This window comes from Gilliamella sp. CG13 (genome assembly GCF_046635805.1).
GTDB classification, from domain to species: domain Bacteria; phylum Pseudomonadota; class Gammaproteobacteria; order Enterobacterales; family Orbaceae; genus Gilliamella; species Gilliamella apicola_I.
In genome coordinates this window covers 331,112-349,203 of sequence record NZ_JBIDFM010000002.1, presented here as the reverse complement: position 1 = coordinate 349,203, position 18,092 = coordinate 331,112, and the positions used below count along the sequence as shown (strand labels likewise).

General features: G+C 32.1%; 13 protein-coding genes and 1 tRNA gene. All 14 read left to right on the top strand.

Going from position 1 to position 18,092, the window contains the following annotated elements; all coding sequences use genetic code 11:
- Positions 1–379 precede the first annotated feature (379 nt).
- The 14 genes from yajC to virB9 all read left to right on the top strand — a co-directional run bounded on the left by yajC (position 380) and on the right by virB9 (position 18,087).
- Complete coding sequence (gene yajC, locus ACGH6R_RS05540; RefSeq protein ID WP_065558440.1) at positions 380–712, top strand: preprotein translocase subunit YajC; 333 nt, start codon at positions 380–382, stop codon at positions 710–712.
- A 60-nt stretch (positions 713–772) separates the two neighbouring features.
- On the top strand, positions 773–2,629 hold the full coding sequence (secD, locus tag ACGH6R_RS05535; RefSeq protein ID WP_267360826.1) for a protein translocase subunit SecD: 1,857 nt from the start codon (positions 773–775) through the stop codon (positions 2,627–2,629).
- Between the two features lie 30 nt (positions 2,630–2,659).
- Positions 2,660–3,646 (top strand): protein translocase subunit SecF, encoded by a 987-nt coding sequence (gene secF, locus ACGH6R_RS05530; protein WP_411590612.1) that lies wholly within the window; start codon positions 2,660–2,662, stop codon positions 3,644–3,646.
- 126 nt (positions 3,647–3,772) lie between these two features.
- Positions 3,773–3,848, top strand: a tRNA-Ala gene (locus ACGH6R_RS05525).
- A 516-nt stretch (positions 3,849–4,364) separates the two neighbouring features.
- A complete protein-coding gene (locus ACGH6R_RS05520; protein WP_411599112.1) occupies positions 4,365–7,499 on the top strand; it encodes an autotransporter outer membrane beta-barrel domain-containing protein in 3,135 nt (1,044 codons plus the stop codon).
- Positions 7,500–7,882: 383 nt separating this feature from the next.
- Positions 7,883–8,014, top strand: a complete 132-nt coding sequence (locus ACGH6R_RS05515; protein ID WP_411599111.1) for a hypothetical protein — start codon at positions 7,883–7,885, stop codon at positions 8,012–8,014.
- Between the two features lie 704 nt (positions 8,015–8,718).
- Positions 8,719–10,449, top strand: coding sequence for a hypothetical protein (locus ACGH6R_RS05510; RefSeq protein WP_411599110.1), 1,731 nt, complete (start codon positions 8,719–8,721; stop codon positions 10,447–10,449).
- 382 nt (positions 10,450–10,831) lie between these two features.
- The gene (locus ACGH6R_RS05505; protein ID WP_411599109.1) at positions 10,832–11,461 is read left to right on the top strand and encodes a transglycosylase SLT domain-containing protein; all 630 of its coding nucleotides are present in this window, start codon (positions 10,832–10,834) and stop codon (positions 11,459–11,461) included.
- 15 nt (positions 11,462–11,476) lie between these two features.
- A complete protein-coding gene (locus ACGH6R_RS05500; protein ID WP_267378338.1) occupies positions 11,477–11,749 on the top strand; it encodes a TrbC/VirB2 family protein in 273 nt (90 codons plus the stop codon).
- An 11-nt stretch (positions 11,750–11,760) separates the two neighbouring features.
- On the top strand, positions 11,761–14,577 hold the full coding sequence (locus ACGH6R_RS05495) for a VirB3 family type IV secretion system protein (protein WP_267378335.1): 2,817 nt from the start codon (positions 11,761–11,763) through the stop codon (positions 14,575–14,577).
- Between the two features lie 14 nt (positions 14,578–14,591).
- Complete coding sequence (locus ACGH6R_RS05490; RefSeq protein ID WP_267378332.1) at positions 14,592–15,344, top strand: type IV secretion system protein; 753 nt, start codon at positions 14,592–14,594, stop codon at positions 15,342–15,344.
- Between the two features lie 147 nt (positions 15,345–15,491).
- Positions 15,492–16,361, top strand: coding sequence for a type IV secretion system protein (locus ACGH6R_RS05485; RefSeq protein WP_267378329.1), 870 nt, complete (start codon positions 15,492–15,494; stop codon positions 16,359–16,361).
- 149 nt (positions 16,362–16,510) lie between these two features.
- Positions 16,511–17,209 (top strand): virB8 family protein, encoded by a 699-nt coding sequence (locus tag ACGH6R_RS05480; protein ID WP_411599108.1) that lies wholly within the window; start codon positions 16,511–16,513, stop codon positions 17,207–17,209.
- 5 nt (positions 17,210–17,214) lie between these two features.
- Positions 17,215–18,087: a P-type conjugative transfer protein VirB9 gene (virB9, locus tag ACGH6R_RS05475; protein WP_267378325.1), complete on the top strand. Its 873-nt coding sequence runs from the start codon at positions 17,215–17,217 to the stop codon at positions 18,085–18,087.
- Positions 18,088–18,092: the final 5 nt, after the last annotated feature.

Sequence of the window (18,092 nt, the reverse complement as noted above, 5' to 3'; positions counted from 1 at the left end):
AGATGTGTATAAGAGACAGATTATATTATAATTCAAAAATTTAGTTATCAAATCACATAACTTTTAAACGTACATAATACGGTTACTAACATACAAAAGGTGGGTTAACTTTCTGTTTAGTTTCTATTGATCGGATAAAGAATTCAAGTACTTTCTGATAATATTTAATTAAAAAATCGACAAATATTACTTTGTTTTAGGTATAAATTACCTTATTAACTTATTTATTCTATTTAAAATATTTAGTAGTGAATAATTTAAATATATTTTAATCTTTATGCTTTCTTAGGCATAGGGGCAACAAATAGTACATATTTAACCTTTTTTTTATGATACAATTTCGACCTTTATAAAATAAATTTGAATTCAGAGGATCAATATGGACTTTTTTATTAATCAAGCGTACGCAGCTGACGGACAAGCCGTTGAAAGCAATCCTTATTTTTTACCGATCATGCTTGTTGTTTTTGGATTATTTTTCTATTTTATGATCATGCGTCCACAACAAAAACGTGCTAAAGCACACCGTGAATTAATGTCATCCATTTCAAAAGGTGATGAAGTGTTAACCAATGGTGGATTGATCGGTCGTGTTTCTAAAGTGAACGAAAATGGTTATATTGCATTAGAATTAAATGATTCAACTGAAGTAATAATCAAACGTGATTTTATTACATCTGTATTACCAAAAGGTACAATGAAATCATTATAATAACAATATTATTATGATAATTCATTGTGTTAATAGTCTAACCCCACAAGAGAATATGTCGTGTTAAATCGCTATCCTTTGTGGAAGTACATTATGTTGGTCGTCATAATTTGTGTCGGCCTACTTTATGCGCTTCCTAATATTTATGGTGAAGATCCAGCTATACAGATTTCTGGCTCGGATAGTGCCAAAATTGAAACGGCTACGCAAAGCAATGTAATAAAATTGCTAGCTGATAATCACATCGATATCAAGTCAATTGTTTACGAAAATGGAACCATTTTAATTCGATTTGCTGATAACGATACGCAACTTAAAGCCAAAGAACTTATTTCAAAAGATTTAGGTGAAAATTATATTGTTGCTTTAAATCTAGCGCCCGCAACGCCAAAGTGGCTTTCCATGTTTGGTGCTTCACCTATGAAATTAGGACTAGATTTGCGTGGGGGAGTTCACTTCTTGATGGAAGTGGATATGACAACGGCATTAGACAAACTCGTAGAGCAATCAATTGAAAACCTAAAGTCTGATTTTAATAATAGCAAACTAAACTTTAAATCCTTGAGTCGCAATAGTGAGCAACAAATCGTCATGGAGTTTGTTAATACACAAGATCGAAACAAAGCCATTGCTAAAATCAATAATTTACAAGATTACAAGATTGACTCTCAAAACGACAACAGCATCATAATCAATATAAGTGAACAACGCTTACAACAAGCTAAAAACGATGCTGTTCAGCAAAACACAACGATTTTACGTAACCGAGTTAATCAACTAGGTGTTGCTGAACCGATTGTACAACGTCAAGGTTCGGATCGAATTGTTGTTGAATTACCGGGAATTCAAGATACCGCATTGGCTAAACGCATTATTGGTGCAACCGCTACACTTGAGTTTAGACAAGTAAATGAAAACAATTCAGCGGATTTGGCTGCTATCATTAACGGTCAAATGCGTGTTCCTTATGGTTCAGAAATAAAATATATGGAAAACGGGCGTCCGGTACTGTTGTATAAACGCATTGCCCTGACTGGTGACCATATAACGGATTCTTCTTACCGATTGAATGAATATTCCCAACCAGAGGTTTCTATTACCCTTGATAGTTCAGGGGGAAAAACTATGCTCGATTTTACTCAAAAAAATCTGCATAAATCAATGGCTACTTTATTTGTCGAATATAAAGATACTGGTAAACGTGATGAAAATGATAAACCAATTTTTGAACGACTTGAACGGGTTATCAATGTTGCAACAATTCAAGGCATCTTCAGTGATCGTTTTCAGGTTACAGGCATTAGTAACATTAATGAAGCTAAAAATTTGTCACTTTTACTACGTGCCGGCGCATTAATAGCGCCAATTCAAATCATTGAGGAGCGTACTGTTGGTCCATCAATGGGGCAAGAAAATATTACTCAAGGGCTAGAATCTTGTGTATGGGGATTATTAATCTCAGTTATCTTTATGTTAGTGGTTTATCGACTATTTGGAGTATTTGCGAGTTTAGCGTTAGTTGCTAACTTAATATTAATTGTTGGTGCGATGTCATTATTGCCTGGTGCGACGTTAAGTATGCCGGGTATAGCTGGTATTGTATTAACTGTCGGTATGGCTGTTGATGCAAACGTACTGATCAATGAACGAATAAAAGAAGAACTGAGTAACGGTCGTAATGTTCAACATGCGATTAATGAAGGATATGCAGGTGCTTGGAGCAGTATTTTTGATGCAAATATCACTACATTAATTACTGCGGTTATCCTTTATGCAGTCGGTACCGGTTCAATCAAAGGTTTTGCGATTACATTAGGTATCGGTATAGTAACATCAATGTTTACATCTATCGTCGGTACTCGAGCATTAGCAAATCTTATTTATGGCGGTCGTCGCGTCAACAAGTTATCAATTTAGAGGTTTATTGTGATTGTTACTAGTAATGATATAAAAAATCATGATGTTAAAGAACTAAATCATGGTCGCAGAGTGCTCGACTTCTTAAAGTTTGGTTTTATTGCTTTTGCAATATCAATGTTACTTGTTGTTGGATCAATTTATGTAATTTTGACCAAAGGATTTAATTTGGGACAAGATTTTACAGGTGGTACAACAGTCGAAATTACGGTGACCAAACCAGTAAATCTTGACGACATCCGTGACAGTTTACGCAATGCTGGCTATCATGAGCCCGTTGTTCAATATTATGGAAGCAGTAAAGATATTATCATTCGACTTGCTTCAGAAAAAAAGGATGACGGTAGCGTATCTTCAGTTATTGATAATGCGTTAGGAGTCAACATTTCAAATTTAATTCATAAAGATATTGATGCAAATGCAGAAATAAAACGAATTGAATTTGTTGGACCAACCGTTGGTTCTGAGCTTGCTCAAGATGGGATATTAGCTATCTGCGCTGCATTGGTTTGCATATTAATTTACATTGCATTTCGTTTTGAATGGCGATTTGGAACAGGTGCGGTTGTTGCGCTTGCGCATGATGTCATCATCACTGCAGGCTATTTATCACTGTTTGATCGGGAGTTGGATCTCACCATAATTGCTGCCATGCTTTCAATTATCGGTTATTCACTTAATGATACCATTGTAGTATTTGACAGAATTCGTGAAAACTTCAGGAAAATTCGTCGAGCATCGCCTTATGATGTGATTAATATCTCATTGACTCAAACCTTACACCGAACTTTAATGACATCAGGTACAACCTTGGCAGTAGTCATTATTCTCTATATTTTCGGTGGTTCAATGCTAAAAGGTTTTTCAGAAACATTGGGCGTTGGTATTGTTTTAGGCACTATTTCGTCAATTTATGTAGCAGCTTACATGTCACTAAAATTAGGCGTTAAACGAGAACACTTTATGCCGCAAAAAAGTGAAGCAGAGGGTGCAGATCAACCTTCAATTATGCGCTAACTTTTACACTCTGCTGGATGCCCAGCAGAGTTATATCAGATTGTTATTTAAACAAATGATATTAAATAGATTGACACCTATTATCGAGTTGAATATTATTAGCCACAGTTTTATCCCTTTCTACTTGGGGCCATAGCTCAGCTGGGAGAGCGCAACGCTGGCAGCGTTGAGGTCAGGGGTTCGATCCCCCTTGGCTCCACCACTTTTTAAATTCATGTGTCAATGTTAATCAAACACAAACGATGACACTAAAGATATTAAATCCTACTTCATTATCATTCCTGTTATCGCGTTAGTCATTCTCCTAAAGGCATATACCTACAAGTAAATATCTGAATACATCTATAATTAAAATAGGCAAAAGCTAAAACGAAAATTTAACTATCTTGATTGCATAAGGCTTTATTAATGATCCTAAAAGATTATATATACCGTTACTATGCCAAAATTCGCAAGAAAATCATATAAAGTTAAAGAATAGTAAAGAAATGTATATAGTAAGTAAATAATATTTAATTTATAATAATTATGTAAGGTTGATTTTGTGAATCTCCCTGACAAAACATCTATTTTAAACGATGAATAGATCAATATGTTTTAAAACTGACATTCTGTTTTTATGAAAAATAAAAAATAGAACGACATGATGTAATGAAAATTACATCATGTTTTTTTTGATTTAATTTTAGGTTAAATATTTTATAGGCTATTAATTTATATGAAAAATCATAAGTTTTCTGTTGTATATCAAACTATAGCATTAATAACGCTTTCCAGCGCGACTTATGTTAATGCTTTACCATGTAGTATCGCAAATGGTCAAATTAATGCCACTAACTCTTGCGAGACGAATGAGAATAATCTTACCAATATTAATGTTAACGCAGGGGCGACAGTTAACCATGATACCGCTAGTAGCTTAATTATCAATAATCCTGGGATTGAGTCAAATAGTAACGGAATTAATGTAACTGGTAGTAATGCGAATTATTTATTAAACGCTTCCGATACAACAAAAGATATAACAATCGATATCGGCGACAATAAAAATCAAAGAGGTCGAGGTATTTCTGTTGAAAAAGGTGCCACAGCAACCGTAAAAGCAAATAACGTGACAATCAAATCAAAGGATAAATATACCAACGATTGGAATGCAAACAATGCATTATGGGCAGGCTCTGGCGGTCAATTAACTATTTTTGCTGATAAATTAGATTTATCAGTTGAAAATGCCACAACACCTTATGGAACAATTGGTGTCAACAACGGTAGTATAAAAATCCAAGGTAATAATGGATTGTCAATTGCGACAATTTCTAACACTGGTGGATCAAGTGCCGGCATATGGGCAGAAGGCAAAGGAACGATAGATCTTGATCTTGTTAAAATTAATACTGATTCTTCTCAAGATTATGTCATGGGGGTTTATACCAAAAATAAAGGGTCAACCGTCACATTTGCTGGAGGTGAAATTGGTAGCCTTGCTAGTCGGGCCGGTTCAGCAATTCGAACATTGGAACAGTCACAGGTTATTGCCAAAGGTTATGATAAAGGATCTTTAATTATACAGACTAATGGAACGGATTCACGGGGTATTCGAGCAACGGGTGGTTCATCTGTCATTTTAAATAACGACAAACACAGTAATTTTGTCACGCAAATTCATACTACAGGAAGCATTTCTGATGGTATTAACGCTGGTCGATTAGGGACAATGCATAAGGATGGAAAAATCTTTAAGCATGGCGGTGAAATAGGATCGGAACTCGCGTCTTCAAGCATTGAAACTTATGGTGAAACTCATATAAAAACAGATTCAGAAAATTCTTATGGTCTTCGACTTATTGGTGATGGAGCAAGCATAAAAATGCATGCGTTGGATGGACAAGGTCGTAGTACGATTCATTCAGCGACCACAGCAATACGTTTTAATTTTGGCAATGGTTACAGTCTGAATGAAGATGGTTCTTCGGCAAAAGATCTTGCCCAAAATATGATGCTCGAAAATGTAGACATTACCAGTGATGGAAAATCAGGCAAGTTCGAATTGATTAATACCAGCGATAATAACAGTTTTATCTGTAAACTTGGTGGTTGTGACAAAAATGGAAATAATACCTATGCTAGCGGTAATTTAATTCAGGTCGGGGATCACAGCCTTGATGTCGGTATGTTATCGCATATCAACGATAATAATTTAGCTATGACTGTGGCTGATTCAGTAAAAAATGGTGTGCTGTTATTAAAAAATAGTTCGGCTACAGCGGCTGAAAATACCGATCTATTAAATGTTACTTATGGTGGTGGAACGGCTAAAGTGACTGATAAGGTTTCAAGTAGTTTTAATTTGACGTCTAATGCATCGATCTTAAAAGGGAGTATCTTTACGGATAAAACCTTAGACAAAGACAATCAAACAAGTCAATCCAACATAAGCTTGAATAATCAATCTACATGGTACATTCAACGTGATTCAAATGTGACTAATTTAAATGTCCAAGATAGTGAAATTTATCTCAATCGCTATGACAATTGGAAAGATGAGCAAGGTAAATTACTTGAAAATGCTAACCAACCTTCAAATTATACCGTCTTAGAGACAAATAAACTAACGGGTAATAATAGTCGCTTTTATTTCCAAACTGATATTGTTAACCAAAAAACAGATAAATTAATAATAACCGATAAAGATGGGACGAATGGGCAACATTATGTCATTGTAAAAAATGATGGATCGCAAAGTACGACAGGAACAGAAAAAATTGACATCATTGAAACTAATGGAAATCATGCCGATTTCAAATTAATCAATAAAGTTGAATTAGGTGGTTATGAATATGATCTCAGACAAATTACTGATCCTGATTCAGACGATCTTGGTGGTTGGGAGTTATATAGTACAGGTTCAAAACAGAAACCTTCAAAACCATCAAAAACTTCAACGGCTCAAGCAACGCTAAGCTTTGCAAATACTAACTATCTGCTTGTTTATATTGATATCCAAACTTTATTACAACGAATAGGTGATTTACGGAATATATCGGATCATCAAGGCGATTTTTGGATTAGAGGCGTCGTTGGTCAATTAAACTCATTTGCATCAGTTAATTATAATGATTATAAAATGAATTATCGGGGGCTACAAAGTGGTATTGATAAACTGGTTTATGAATCTGAAAATGGTCGTTTCTATTTAGGTGGTATGATTGGCTACTATGATGTAGATCAAGATTTTAAACAAGGAAGTGGTTCAGGAAAAAACTATAATGTTGGTCTCTATTCTACTTATATCAACAATAACGATTTTTACTTAGACGGCATTTTCAAATTATCCAAATTAAAAAATCAATTTGATGTTAGAGATAGCCAAGGTAAAAATATTTCGGGTAAAGGGAATACCCACGCGCTAAGTCTATCGTTAGAAGCAGGGAAACGTTTTTACCTTTCTGATGAAAAACAAGGGTTATATGCAGAACCTCAGCTACAAGTTGTTTATACTCGTAATGGCGCTGATTCAACAAAAGCGAGCAATGCACTCAAAGTTAAATATGATCGCTATAACTCATTGATAGGACGTACAAGTGTCATAATGGGATATGCGATACCGAATATCAAAAATCAAACCAATATTTACTTAAAAACAGGATATGTTAAAGAGTTTGATGGTGATACTTCTTACCGATTAAATCATATCAAGGAATCTAATCAATATCGTGGACATTGGTTTGAAAATGCACTTGGTATAAACGCAACCATACAAAATAATCATCATATCTACAGTGAAGTCGATTTTGCTAAAGGGAATAAGTTTAACAAAAAGCAGATCAACCTGGGTTACCGATACAACTTTTAATAACAATAAAATCCTAACAAACTAACTTTATAAGCTTATCCTTATTGGATAAGCTTTTTTTATATATGTCGTAACCAAATATTCCCCCTAATTGAAATTTAATGAGCGATCAGTTGAACAAATAATTTTTTTAATTACAACTGCAAAGTTATTGGTTTTTGTACGATGAAAGTAATATCAACCTTAGGATCTTATTCATGACAATTGAATGTCGACTTTATCACCAATCCAATAATTGTAAAAATTCATGATGTTCGAAACAAAATCAACAATATTGATAACACTATCATTAAATTCTTGGCATATCGATTTGAACAGGTCAAACAAGCCAGTAATTTAAAAAGAAGACTTCTGATATTTACGCAAGTGGAGGTTTTGAGTGTATGCTTGAAAAACGAGAACAACAAGCTAATGAATTTGGATTGAATGATGGAATCATCAAACATTTATACGCTAATCTTGTACAACATTTTATTGAGGAAGCATTGAAATACGTTAATAATCTAGCAAAATAATCATATCGTAATTTTATCAATGACAATAAGAAATTAAGTCTATTGTATGAAAAACAAAAGGTTAATATAAGTAAATTTCACTGCATTAAAATTTACTTTATCGCTCACTTCATCACAAATCTTATCCAAAAACAGCTTGATGCCTATCCTATTTTTCGAAAAAATAACCGACTTACGTCAATAGATTAGCTAACCAATTTGGTAATAATTAATAAAAAAATAATAAATTGAAAGTGAAATGAACAATTGTTTATAACCGTTCTAACAAAATCATTAAACAGCAGTATTGAAGTTGTTTTAAATCTTTAATGGGTAAAAGTATGAAATCTTTTTACAGTATAAAACTAGCCAATTTTCTGAACTTTTTTTCAACGAATTTCTTTTATCATAGTGCAGAAATGCTATTTTTAATCTGGTTCTTCCTATTTTCATTCATATTTTTTTCATTAAAAATCACTCAAAATATATATCAATTAGGCATGATTTCTACGACAAGAGATGAAGGGAAGTTTGAACTTTCAGTCGATGGAAAAAAAAGAAAAAAGTTTGCGTTCAAATATATCAATTATGATAACCCTGTCAGCAATATCTTTTTCATCAGACTATTTGGCGTTATTTTAAACTATTTATCAATTGTTTTTTGTTTTATCATTTTTGCTAACTTATTATTAAATATAATCTTTTACTTTTTAAGTTTAGGTAAAATGATTAACTTAAAATACTATAAATACTATCTTTTTAGTGAATATAATGTTTATGGTATCGCATGGATAGCTGTCGCATTTGCTTTAGCTGTCATTTGTTATCTGATTATCTACCATAAATATACAAAACAGTTTTTTTCAGAATTAGATAAAAAAGTTAATGAATCAATGATTTCAAATATTAAAAAATCTGATTTAAGAAGCGGTAGTTTATTAGATGTTAAAGATTTAAAATTTAATGAAGTCGATATTTACGATCCATCAGATTATTATCAAGAAGCGAAACAAAAAGATTCGTTATTTCTTGGTATTGATGATGAATCGACCCCCATATTTTATAAAAAAAGTGTATGGAATGAAACTAACGTACAAATAATCGGAAAAATGGGAAGTGGTAAAGGTGTATTAGCAACATCTGTATTTATCCAATGTTACGAAAACTATAATGATTTCAATGTATGGTTCGATCCTAAAAACGACGAATGGGCTTATAGTGTTTTCAAGAATAAATCAAAGAAAGATCAGTTCTTTTATATAGATCTTAATCGAGATGCAGAGCCTCAATTTAATATATTCCAAGATATTACCGTCACAGAACTTAATGAATTATTTGTAGCCGGTTTTGGACTTGGCAGAACAGGAACAAATGCTGACTTTTATAAAATTGGTGATAGAAAAGTATGTCGTGAATTGGCTAATCAGTTTGAGGATGAACCAGATAATATCAACATCAACACGATTATGGAAAAATGGAATAAACTACCTAATGACCTAAAACAGCAAGGTTCAAGTTTTTTTGGTCAGCTTGAAGAATTATCTGAATTAAAGTGTATTCAAACTGATAAAGGGATTAACTTAAAAGACATTATATCAGGCAATAAACCCGGCATGTTATATATAACAGGATCATTACGAGATGAAAATGTTGTTATGTTACAAAAAATGTTGCTATTGAGAATAACGCAGATCATCGAAAAAAGGGACAGAAAACAAGATTTAACACACATTAATATCATGCTTGATGAAGTTCGATATATTTTATCTAAAAATACGTTAGAAATGATGGGAACAATACGAGATAAAAAAGCAAATATTATCTATACTCACCAATCGTTAGGTGATCTAGTTGGGTCAAGCCAAGATCTTGATCCTGCATCGACCAAAAATATCATGCTCGACAATGTTGGACTAAGATGGATATATAAACTTGATATAAAAGACAGTGCGGAATGGGCAAGTAATTTAACTTCAGAAACGCTAAAAGATGTAGAAAGAAGAACTTTAAGCTTAAATGATGCAAACGTAGAAATGGCAAGCAAAGAAACAACCATTTTTAAACAAAAAGCCAATTATATTGAAACGAGTGTTATACAGAATTTACCGAAACGCTGTGGCTTAATTATCGGATTAGAAGGCTTGCCTAAGTTAGCTTATAGTAGCCCAATAATCGTATCTAAATTAGATAAAGTATTACAGATAGCACCTAGATTGGAACTTACCTACAAAAAAACAACACCAAAAAACAAGGTTGAAAAACAACCAGTCAAAAAACAGAAAAAAAATGAGACCACTGTCGATAAAGAATTACTTAATCAAACTACAGGATTAGAAGATTTTTTAGCATCCAAACTTAAAAAAGATAAAAACCTATCTGATGAAATAATGATTGACATCGAAAGTAATCCTACCGCTCAACCAACGATTATAAATCATGAAGTGATTAAAGATTAACAATTTGTGATAACGATTTCAAAAAAAACATAATGGTAACGTACGTACTAAAAAATTTTTACGTTTCAATAACTATAGTGAAAAGCTTATTCTGTCTAGTTTTTGGTTATCTTTTTCCAAAAAAAATCGTTATATTTCGTAAAGATAATAATTAACAAACAACAATTATAATTACAAAATTTACTAAATTAGAACTGAAAATATCGAAAATAGCTATTATAGTACGACCCATCTTTACAAATTCGTTTCAATTAGCGATTTGTGCGATTTTAAAAATAAATTAATAAAAATCATATAACTATAAACAAAAAATAAAATAATAAAAAATTACAATAATTTGTAATCGTATATCATTATATTAGGAATAGAAGGAAATGAGGAAGTGGAGTTAGTTACGCTTTTAACAGCTTGTGCTTTAAATGTAAGTTCTGATTTATTAGAACCATTAATTCAATTAGAAAGCGGTTATAACCCTTATGCTATAGGTGTTGTGGGCGCTTCTGTTCCTCAACCTACCTCTTTAAATGATTTTTGGCACACTATTAATGATTTAGAAAAAAGAAACAAAAATTATTCGGTAGGTCTTGCTCAAATCAATATCAAAAATCTTCATCGATTTAATATTCCTGTTCTTGATGCGGTAGAGCCTTGTAACAACATCAAATTATCAAGTGTCATATTGAAAGATTGTTACTCAAATTATCAAGATATAGGAAAAGCATTGAGCTGTTATTACAGTGGCAATGATAAAACTGGTTTTAAGCGTGATTTTAATAATAGCTATGTTGAACGATTTTTAACATCTTATGCTAACAAGCAAGAAAATGTTGTTATCAATTTTAATTATGACCAATTTTATCAACTCAAAAATCAAGTTGAAAATTATCATCACAATCAACCATCAACACAAATTGCTAGATCATCAAATGTTAAAAATACTAATCAAGTAAAAAATTTTTCTAATCACAAGAAAAAAGAATCGTTTTTGAAAAAAACAATCAATATGAACTAAAGGAGAAAGAATAAAATGAAATTAATCAAAAAATTATTTTGGTTGTCAATTGGGATTTTGATTACTAATCCAAGTTTTGCTGCCGGACTTTCTAAAACCGAAAGTGGTATGAAAGAACTGCAAAGTTCGATACATGCCATTGTAGGAATTGTATTTCTTATAACAGGACTCATTGTTGGTGTTTTAGTTTGGCGAGGATCAAAAACATGGGAAGAGTGTTCTAAATGGGTGATTGGAGTCGCATTTGCAGGTGGAGCGGCAGAATTCATTACGATTTTCTTTGGATAAGTGTCAAATAAATGGAAAAAGATATTTTATACAAGGCATTAACCAGACCTGCATTAATATTAGGATTACCATTGCAGTTAATCATATTTATTGCATGGTTAACTGTTATGTTATGTATGTTTATTTCATACTTTTTTGTCGGTTTAGGTATTTTTCTTTTTATTACCTGTGTTGCTTTAAATAAAAAGGATGAAATGTTTTTTTCTATATTGGGAAAGAAATTATTGGTTTCAAGCGGAACGGCCAGTTTGTCACAAAGTAAAAAGCTATATGGCAATAATATAGATTATGTAACATCATCGTCTTATCGGGCAATAAAAGTGGATAATAATATTAATTTAAAACATTTTTCAACTATCGAAAAAAACATACCTTACTCAAGTCATATCGATAATCACATTATTATTAACAAAAATGGTGATTTAGTGGCGACATGGGAAGTAAAAGGTATTTCCTTTGAAACAAAAGGTGATGATGAACTTGATATCAGAAAAAATGAACTTGATAATTTTATTCGCTCATTTTCAAATGAAAACATAGCAATATATGTAAATGTCATCAAAAAAAATACAGATATCAAAATAGGCGGTGATTTTACGGGGTTTTGGTTTGCTGAAGAAAATAATAATCGATATCTCGATTACCTAAAAAGTCAGCAAAATAAAGAGACTTTTATTTATGTTTCTTTGGTGATGAAAGGCGCGGATTTACAAGATAAAGCAGATAGCTTCATTACCAGTATAATTACAAAATTGATAGGGAAAAAATCGATTAATGTCAAAGAAAAACAGGATTTCATTGATAATAACTTATTACAAATGAAAGATCTCTGTTTCAGATTTGATAAAGGATTATCTGAATTTGGCTCAAGGCGACTAGGGTTATATAGCAAAAATGACTATGTTTATTCAGAATTGATTGAATTATATAACTTAATATTAAGTGGTATTGATCGACCGATAATAATCGAACCGACAAGGTTATCCAACCTATTAGCCACGTCTGATTATTATTTTGGTGAACAGACAGTTATCGCAAAGTCAAATAATCAAACTAAATATATAAAATGCGTTGAAATAAAAACTTATTCTAACGAAACCAATCAAGGTATCTTTGATTTTCTTCTCGCTTTACCGATAGATATTTGTATAACGCAATCCTTTTCTATTTTATCAGCCAAAAAAGGAGTGGATTTAATAAAAAGGAAGAAAAATCAATTTGAATCATCAAACGATGATGGTGTTTCACAAGTATTGACCCTTGATTTATTTATTGATGATTTAGCAAGTGGCAATATTTCAATTGGAGAATACCATTTCAATGTATTTATCCGTGCCAATACGTTTGAGCAAGTCCAAAACCAATCAAAAGAAATTATACAATCTTTAAATAATAAAGGGTTTATTGCACAAGATAGCACAATATCATTAAAACCTAATTTCTTTGCGCAGTTGCCTTCAAATTTTAAATATCGAACACGCGTTGTTGAAATCACCAGTAAAAATTTTGCAGGAACAACGGGATTACACAATTTTTTAGCTGGTAAACGAATCGGCAATTGTTGGGGAGACGCGCTAACGGTATTACAAACTAGAAGCGGACAACCCTATTATTTCAATATTCATGAAGAAAACGCATTTACTAATGATTTGGGTAAAGATCTAGTCGGTAATTTCATGATCATTGGTGGAACAGGTGCCGGTAAAACGGTTCTTGCATCCTGGATATTGGAACAAAGTTTAAAATTTAATAGTCCAACATCGTTTAAAACCAATGTATTAGAACAAACCAAAAAATTTAGATTTATCTATTTTGATAAAGATAGGGCTGTTCAAATGCATATGTTAGCCTTAGGTGGAAAATACATTAGTCTCAGAAAAGGTTTCAATACCAATCTAAATCCTTTTGCGCTTGAAAGCACGCAAGAAAACATTAATTTTTTAGTTTCATTTATTAAACTACTTTGCTCATTAGACGGTGGTCCTGTATCTGTATTACAAGATAAAGAGATATATAGAGCCGTTAATCAAGTCATGTCCCGAGAAAGAAGCAAAAGAAGTTTTGGTATTTCTTTATTACTTCAAACATTGGACATAGAGCAGGCAGAGGATAAACGAGAAAAATCGATTCATGAAAGACTACAAAAATGGAGCCGAAATGGTTTTTTAGGTTGGGTATTTGATAATGAAATAGATGATCTTGATATCGAAAAATACAATACTTTTGGCATTGATGGCACAGAGTTTTTAGATGATAAGGAAATCTTGGATCCGTTAATGTTTTACATTCTCCACAAAATAAAATTGTTATTAAATGGTCAACGGATTGGTGTTTTTATCGACGAAATACAAAAATATGCAGAATGTCCTACGGTTGACAACATGATCGACGATCTGTTTAGGGTTATCCGTAAACTACAAGGATTTATTGGTGGGGCAACACAAGATCTGACTTCGATTGAACATACCAAAACATACAAAGTACTATTAACACAGACAGAAACTAAAATAGTTATGCCAGAAAAAGTATATCGGGAAGATTATTTTATTGAACGTCTAAAATTTACTGAAAAAGAGTTTCAATTGCTAAAGACTTTGAAAAAAGCAGATAGAGAATTTTTAGTGAAAAAAACCAGTGTCGATACCGGAAAACCTGAAAGTATCGTTTGTCGATTAAATTTAGGTTGCCTAGGTGAGAATTTACGTATATTGAGCATTGGTTCATCAGAACGAGCAGTCGCCGATAAACTAATAGCAGAAACAGATGACGCTCAAATCTGGATTAAAAAATTAGGTCAATTATTACAAGCTGAAAATATGAATCAATAAAGGGAGAGGAAACAATGAAAAAAACAAAATTATTAATGTTAAGTTTATGCTTTATATCTTATAACGCATTATCTGGAGGTGTTCCTGTATTTGATGGCGCAGCCAGTATAAGAGCACTCAATGAGTGGCAAGAAAAACTACAACAATGGCAATCAACAAACAGCTTCCATAATAGTAATCTTACTTTAGGTCAGGCTCAACTAGGTACTTTAAGCGGTGTGAAAGATCAAGTTAAAAATTTCAATGTCAAAACATTGGTCAAGGATATTAGTTCAATTGATAAAATTATGCCTAACTATGACTCAATAGTTAGTGGAAAATTTTCAAAAGAATCTAATGCATTAGCTTCAAAACTGGACCTTAATGGTCGATGTGTAAATAACCATAAAGAATTGGTTAATCTTTGTAAATCAGAGAATTTGAACTTAGCGGCTAACTATATTGCGATGGAAAAAGTCAATGAACAAATAAATGTCATTTCGGAAAAAATAGGAAAACTAGCTGATGAAGTATCACAATCTGATACTGTTAAAAACAGTACAGATATCAATAATGAAATCACAGTATTTAACAATCAATTAGAATTATTAGATCGAAAATTAGAACTTACACAAAAACAATTCCAATCCAATCAAATGTTAATCGATAAACAAAAGGAAAAAATTAGAAAAGAACTCAATTTACGTCCGAGTACTGAAGCATTTCAACGTTTGGAAAATGAGCTGAAAAGAAAAAATAAAAATATCGTTAGTTTTGATGGTTTTTAAAAACTCTAAATAAAGTTAGATTAGGTATTCTTTATCATTTTGCTATTTATTATTGTTAACAATATAGATATCAATGTTATTTTAAAAAATTTAAAGAATGCCTGATTGTTGTTGAAAAAAGTCGAATAAGACGGGAGATATCTTCAGATGGCTGGAGTATTTAGTTCGCTACAAACACTAGTTGATACAACGCTTGAGCAAGTTAAAGCCCCTAATATAACCGAATTACTTGATGCAATTAGTGAAATATTTGGATCAATTATGCTGTTATGGGTTACGTTTAAGTGTATTGATATTGCTATAGGGAACAAGGCCTTTGTGATAGCAGAGAGCTATCAGAAAATATTAATAGTATCTATTGTGACAACCATTGCTTTTGACGCATCAGGTTGGATAAAAACTATTTTAGATATTGTAGACGAAGTTAAAAAGATTTTGATAATAAATGGAGGTGCAATAGCACAGCTAGATGGACTGACAGATCAGTATAATAAGACAATTTCCCCAATTATAGATGATACAAGCATCTTTGTACAACCATTTATATTAGTACTATTTTGGGCTGGCTTTTTTATTATGGCTGGTAGCTGTCTTTTTATGTTATTGACAGCACAAATTATTTTAGCTTTAGCATTGCTCTTTACACCGCTAGCAATTTTATCGTTATCGTTTCAAAGTACGAAAAAAGTATTTGAAGGATGGTTATCTTCTGTAGTAGGTTCAATGGTCAGTATGATGTTAGCAGGGATGATGATGTCGATAATGTCATCATTTGTAAAAACAATATCCGACACAGAAACTTTTAAAAGTTTATCCGCTTCAATAGCCTCAGGAGCATGTGTACTCTTTGCTATTTTCTTTTATTACATTATGTCAGATGTAAAAAGATTAGCCGAATCAATCACAGGATTTACATGTGGCTCTCTCATGGATGCATCTAATACCTTCAATATGGCAAATGCTCAAAAAGCAGTACAAGCATTAAAAAAATTAAAAGATAAGGTAAGCAAAAAATGAAAAAAATGATAATTTCTCTATTTTTATTAACGTTAGTAGTTGGCTGTGTTAAAAGAAAAAATACTGTTCCTCTAGAAAATAACCAATTACAAGCGGTAAACAGTGACATTATTACTTATCAACTAATAGAAAATATAAAGGCGAAGTAAATGTCAGACAAAAAAAGTATACATGTTATAGATGAACTTACAAAAGAAAGTCTAACTTTTGAAAAAAATATTATTCAGAATCAGGAAAAATCTAAAAAATTAGCATGGATAGTGGCAAGTATTTTTATCTTATATTCTTTAGTGTTAACGGGGTCATTTGCATTTTTATTACCACTGAAGGAAACTCAACCCTATGTTATTCGAATCGATAACAACACAGGCTATACTGATATTATTCCATCTTTAACGGATCAATCCTTTACCCCTGATGAAGCACTCGATCGATTTTGGATAGCCCATTATATTGAATTGCGTGAAAAATATGTTTATGAAACTCTTCAACAAGATTATGAAAGAGTGCAATTATATGGATCAGCAAATGTTAATCGGCAGTACATCGGCTTATTTAACGCAGATAATGCACCCTACAAATTGTATGGGGATGGTTATGCTATCGAAGTAAAAATTTTGTCTATAAATTTGGGGGTAAGTGAAGGAGAGACTAACACGAAGACTGCTATTGCACGGGCAGAATTGACTAGGGTAAACCTAGCTAACAATGAAAGAGTGAGCAAAAGAATCTTTGCTACCATAGCGTATGACTATAAACCAAATTTATCACTAGCGTTAAATCATAGAACATCCAATCCGTTAGGATTTCAAATTTTATCTTACACCGTTGATACAGAAAATAGGTAATTTTAATGAAAAAGCTGATTACATTTCTAATAGTTTTAATCACGTTTAATGCATATTCCGAAACCGATCCCCCAAAATCTAATTTTGATTATCGTGTTCGAGAGCTTGACTATAATAATGATGATGTAACTAAAATCATTGCGGTAGATGGTTACACCACAACTATAAAATTTTCAGATAATGAATACATACAATATGTAACCACCGGTTTTGAAGAGGGTTGGCAACATAAAATACAAAATAATTATTTAATCATTATGCCCAAACCTATCGACAATGGGGAAGGGACTTTTTACAAACCTTCATCACCAGATTGGAATACTAATTTAATTGTGATTACCGATAGAAGGGAATACTCATTCCAATTAATGATAGATGAAAAACAAGATAATAACTCTTTTATTGTACGCTTTAATTATCCGAAGGATAGAGCCTTAGCCATAAAAAATGAAAATATAAGAAAAGCAAAAATATATCAAGAAGAGAAAAACAAACAACTTATAACAAAATCATTAGGCAAGTTAAGTACACCTGTGAACTGGAATTATTACAAATCTGTTAATAAAGGAAGTGAAAGTATTGTACCGGATTTTGTTTATGATGATGGCATACTAACCTTTTTAGGGTTTTCCAATGAAAAAGAGATCCCAAGTGTATTTTTGGTGAATAAAAATAAATCAGAAGAAATGCTCACCTACAATATGCGAGCCGATGTATTAAATAATTACCGAACGTTAGTAGTTCATAAAGTGGCAGAAAAATTAATTTTAAGAAATGGTAACAAGGTTGTCGGGATTTTTAATCAGTCTTATGGAACCTATAAACCAGAATATAAAACAACAATAAGCGATAACGTAATCAGAGTGATCAACCAGTAAGGATA

Coding starts and splice junctions, on each gene's coding strand:
- ACGH6R_RS05515 (WP_411599111.1), top strand. CDS start 7,883: ATGCTTGAAAAACGAGAACAACAAGCTAATGAATTTGGATTGAATGAT.
- ACGH6R_RS05520 (WP_411599112.1), top strand. CDS start 4,365: ATGAAAAATCATAAGTTTTCTGTTGTATATCAAACTATAGCATTAATA.
- ACGH6R_RS05495 (WP_267378335.1), top strand. CDS start 11,761: ATGGAAAAAGATATTTTATACAAGGCATTAACCAGACCTGCATTAATA.
- yajC (WP_065558440.1), top strand. CDS start 380: ATGGACTTTTTTATTAATCAAGCGTACGCAGCTGACGGACAAGCCGTT.
- ACGH6R_RS05485 (WP_267378329.1), top strand. CDS start 15,492: ATGGCTGGAGTATTTAGTTCGCTACAAACACTAGTTGATACAACGCTT.
- ACGH6R_RS05480 (WP_411599108.1), top strand. CDS start 16,511: ATGTCAGACAAAAAAAGTATACATGTTATAGATGAACTTACAAAAGAA.
- virB9 (WP_267378325.1), top strand. CDS start 17,215: ATGAAAAAGCTGATTACATTTCTAATAGTTTTAATCACGTTTAATGCA.
- ACGH6R_RS05500 (WP_267378338.1), top strand. CDS start 11,477: ATGAAATTAATCAAAAAATTATTTTGGTTGTCAATTGGGATTTTGATT.
- ACGH6R_RS05490 (WP_267378332.1), top strand. CDS start 14,592: ATGAAAAAAACAAAATTATTAATGTTAAGTTTATGCTTTATATCTTAT.
- ACGH6R_RS05510 (WP_411599110.1), top strand. CDS start 8,719: ATGATTAACTTAAAATACTATAAATACTATCTTTTTAGTGAATATAAT.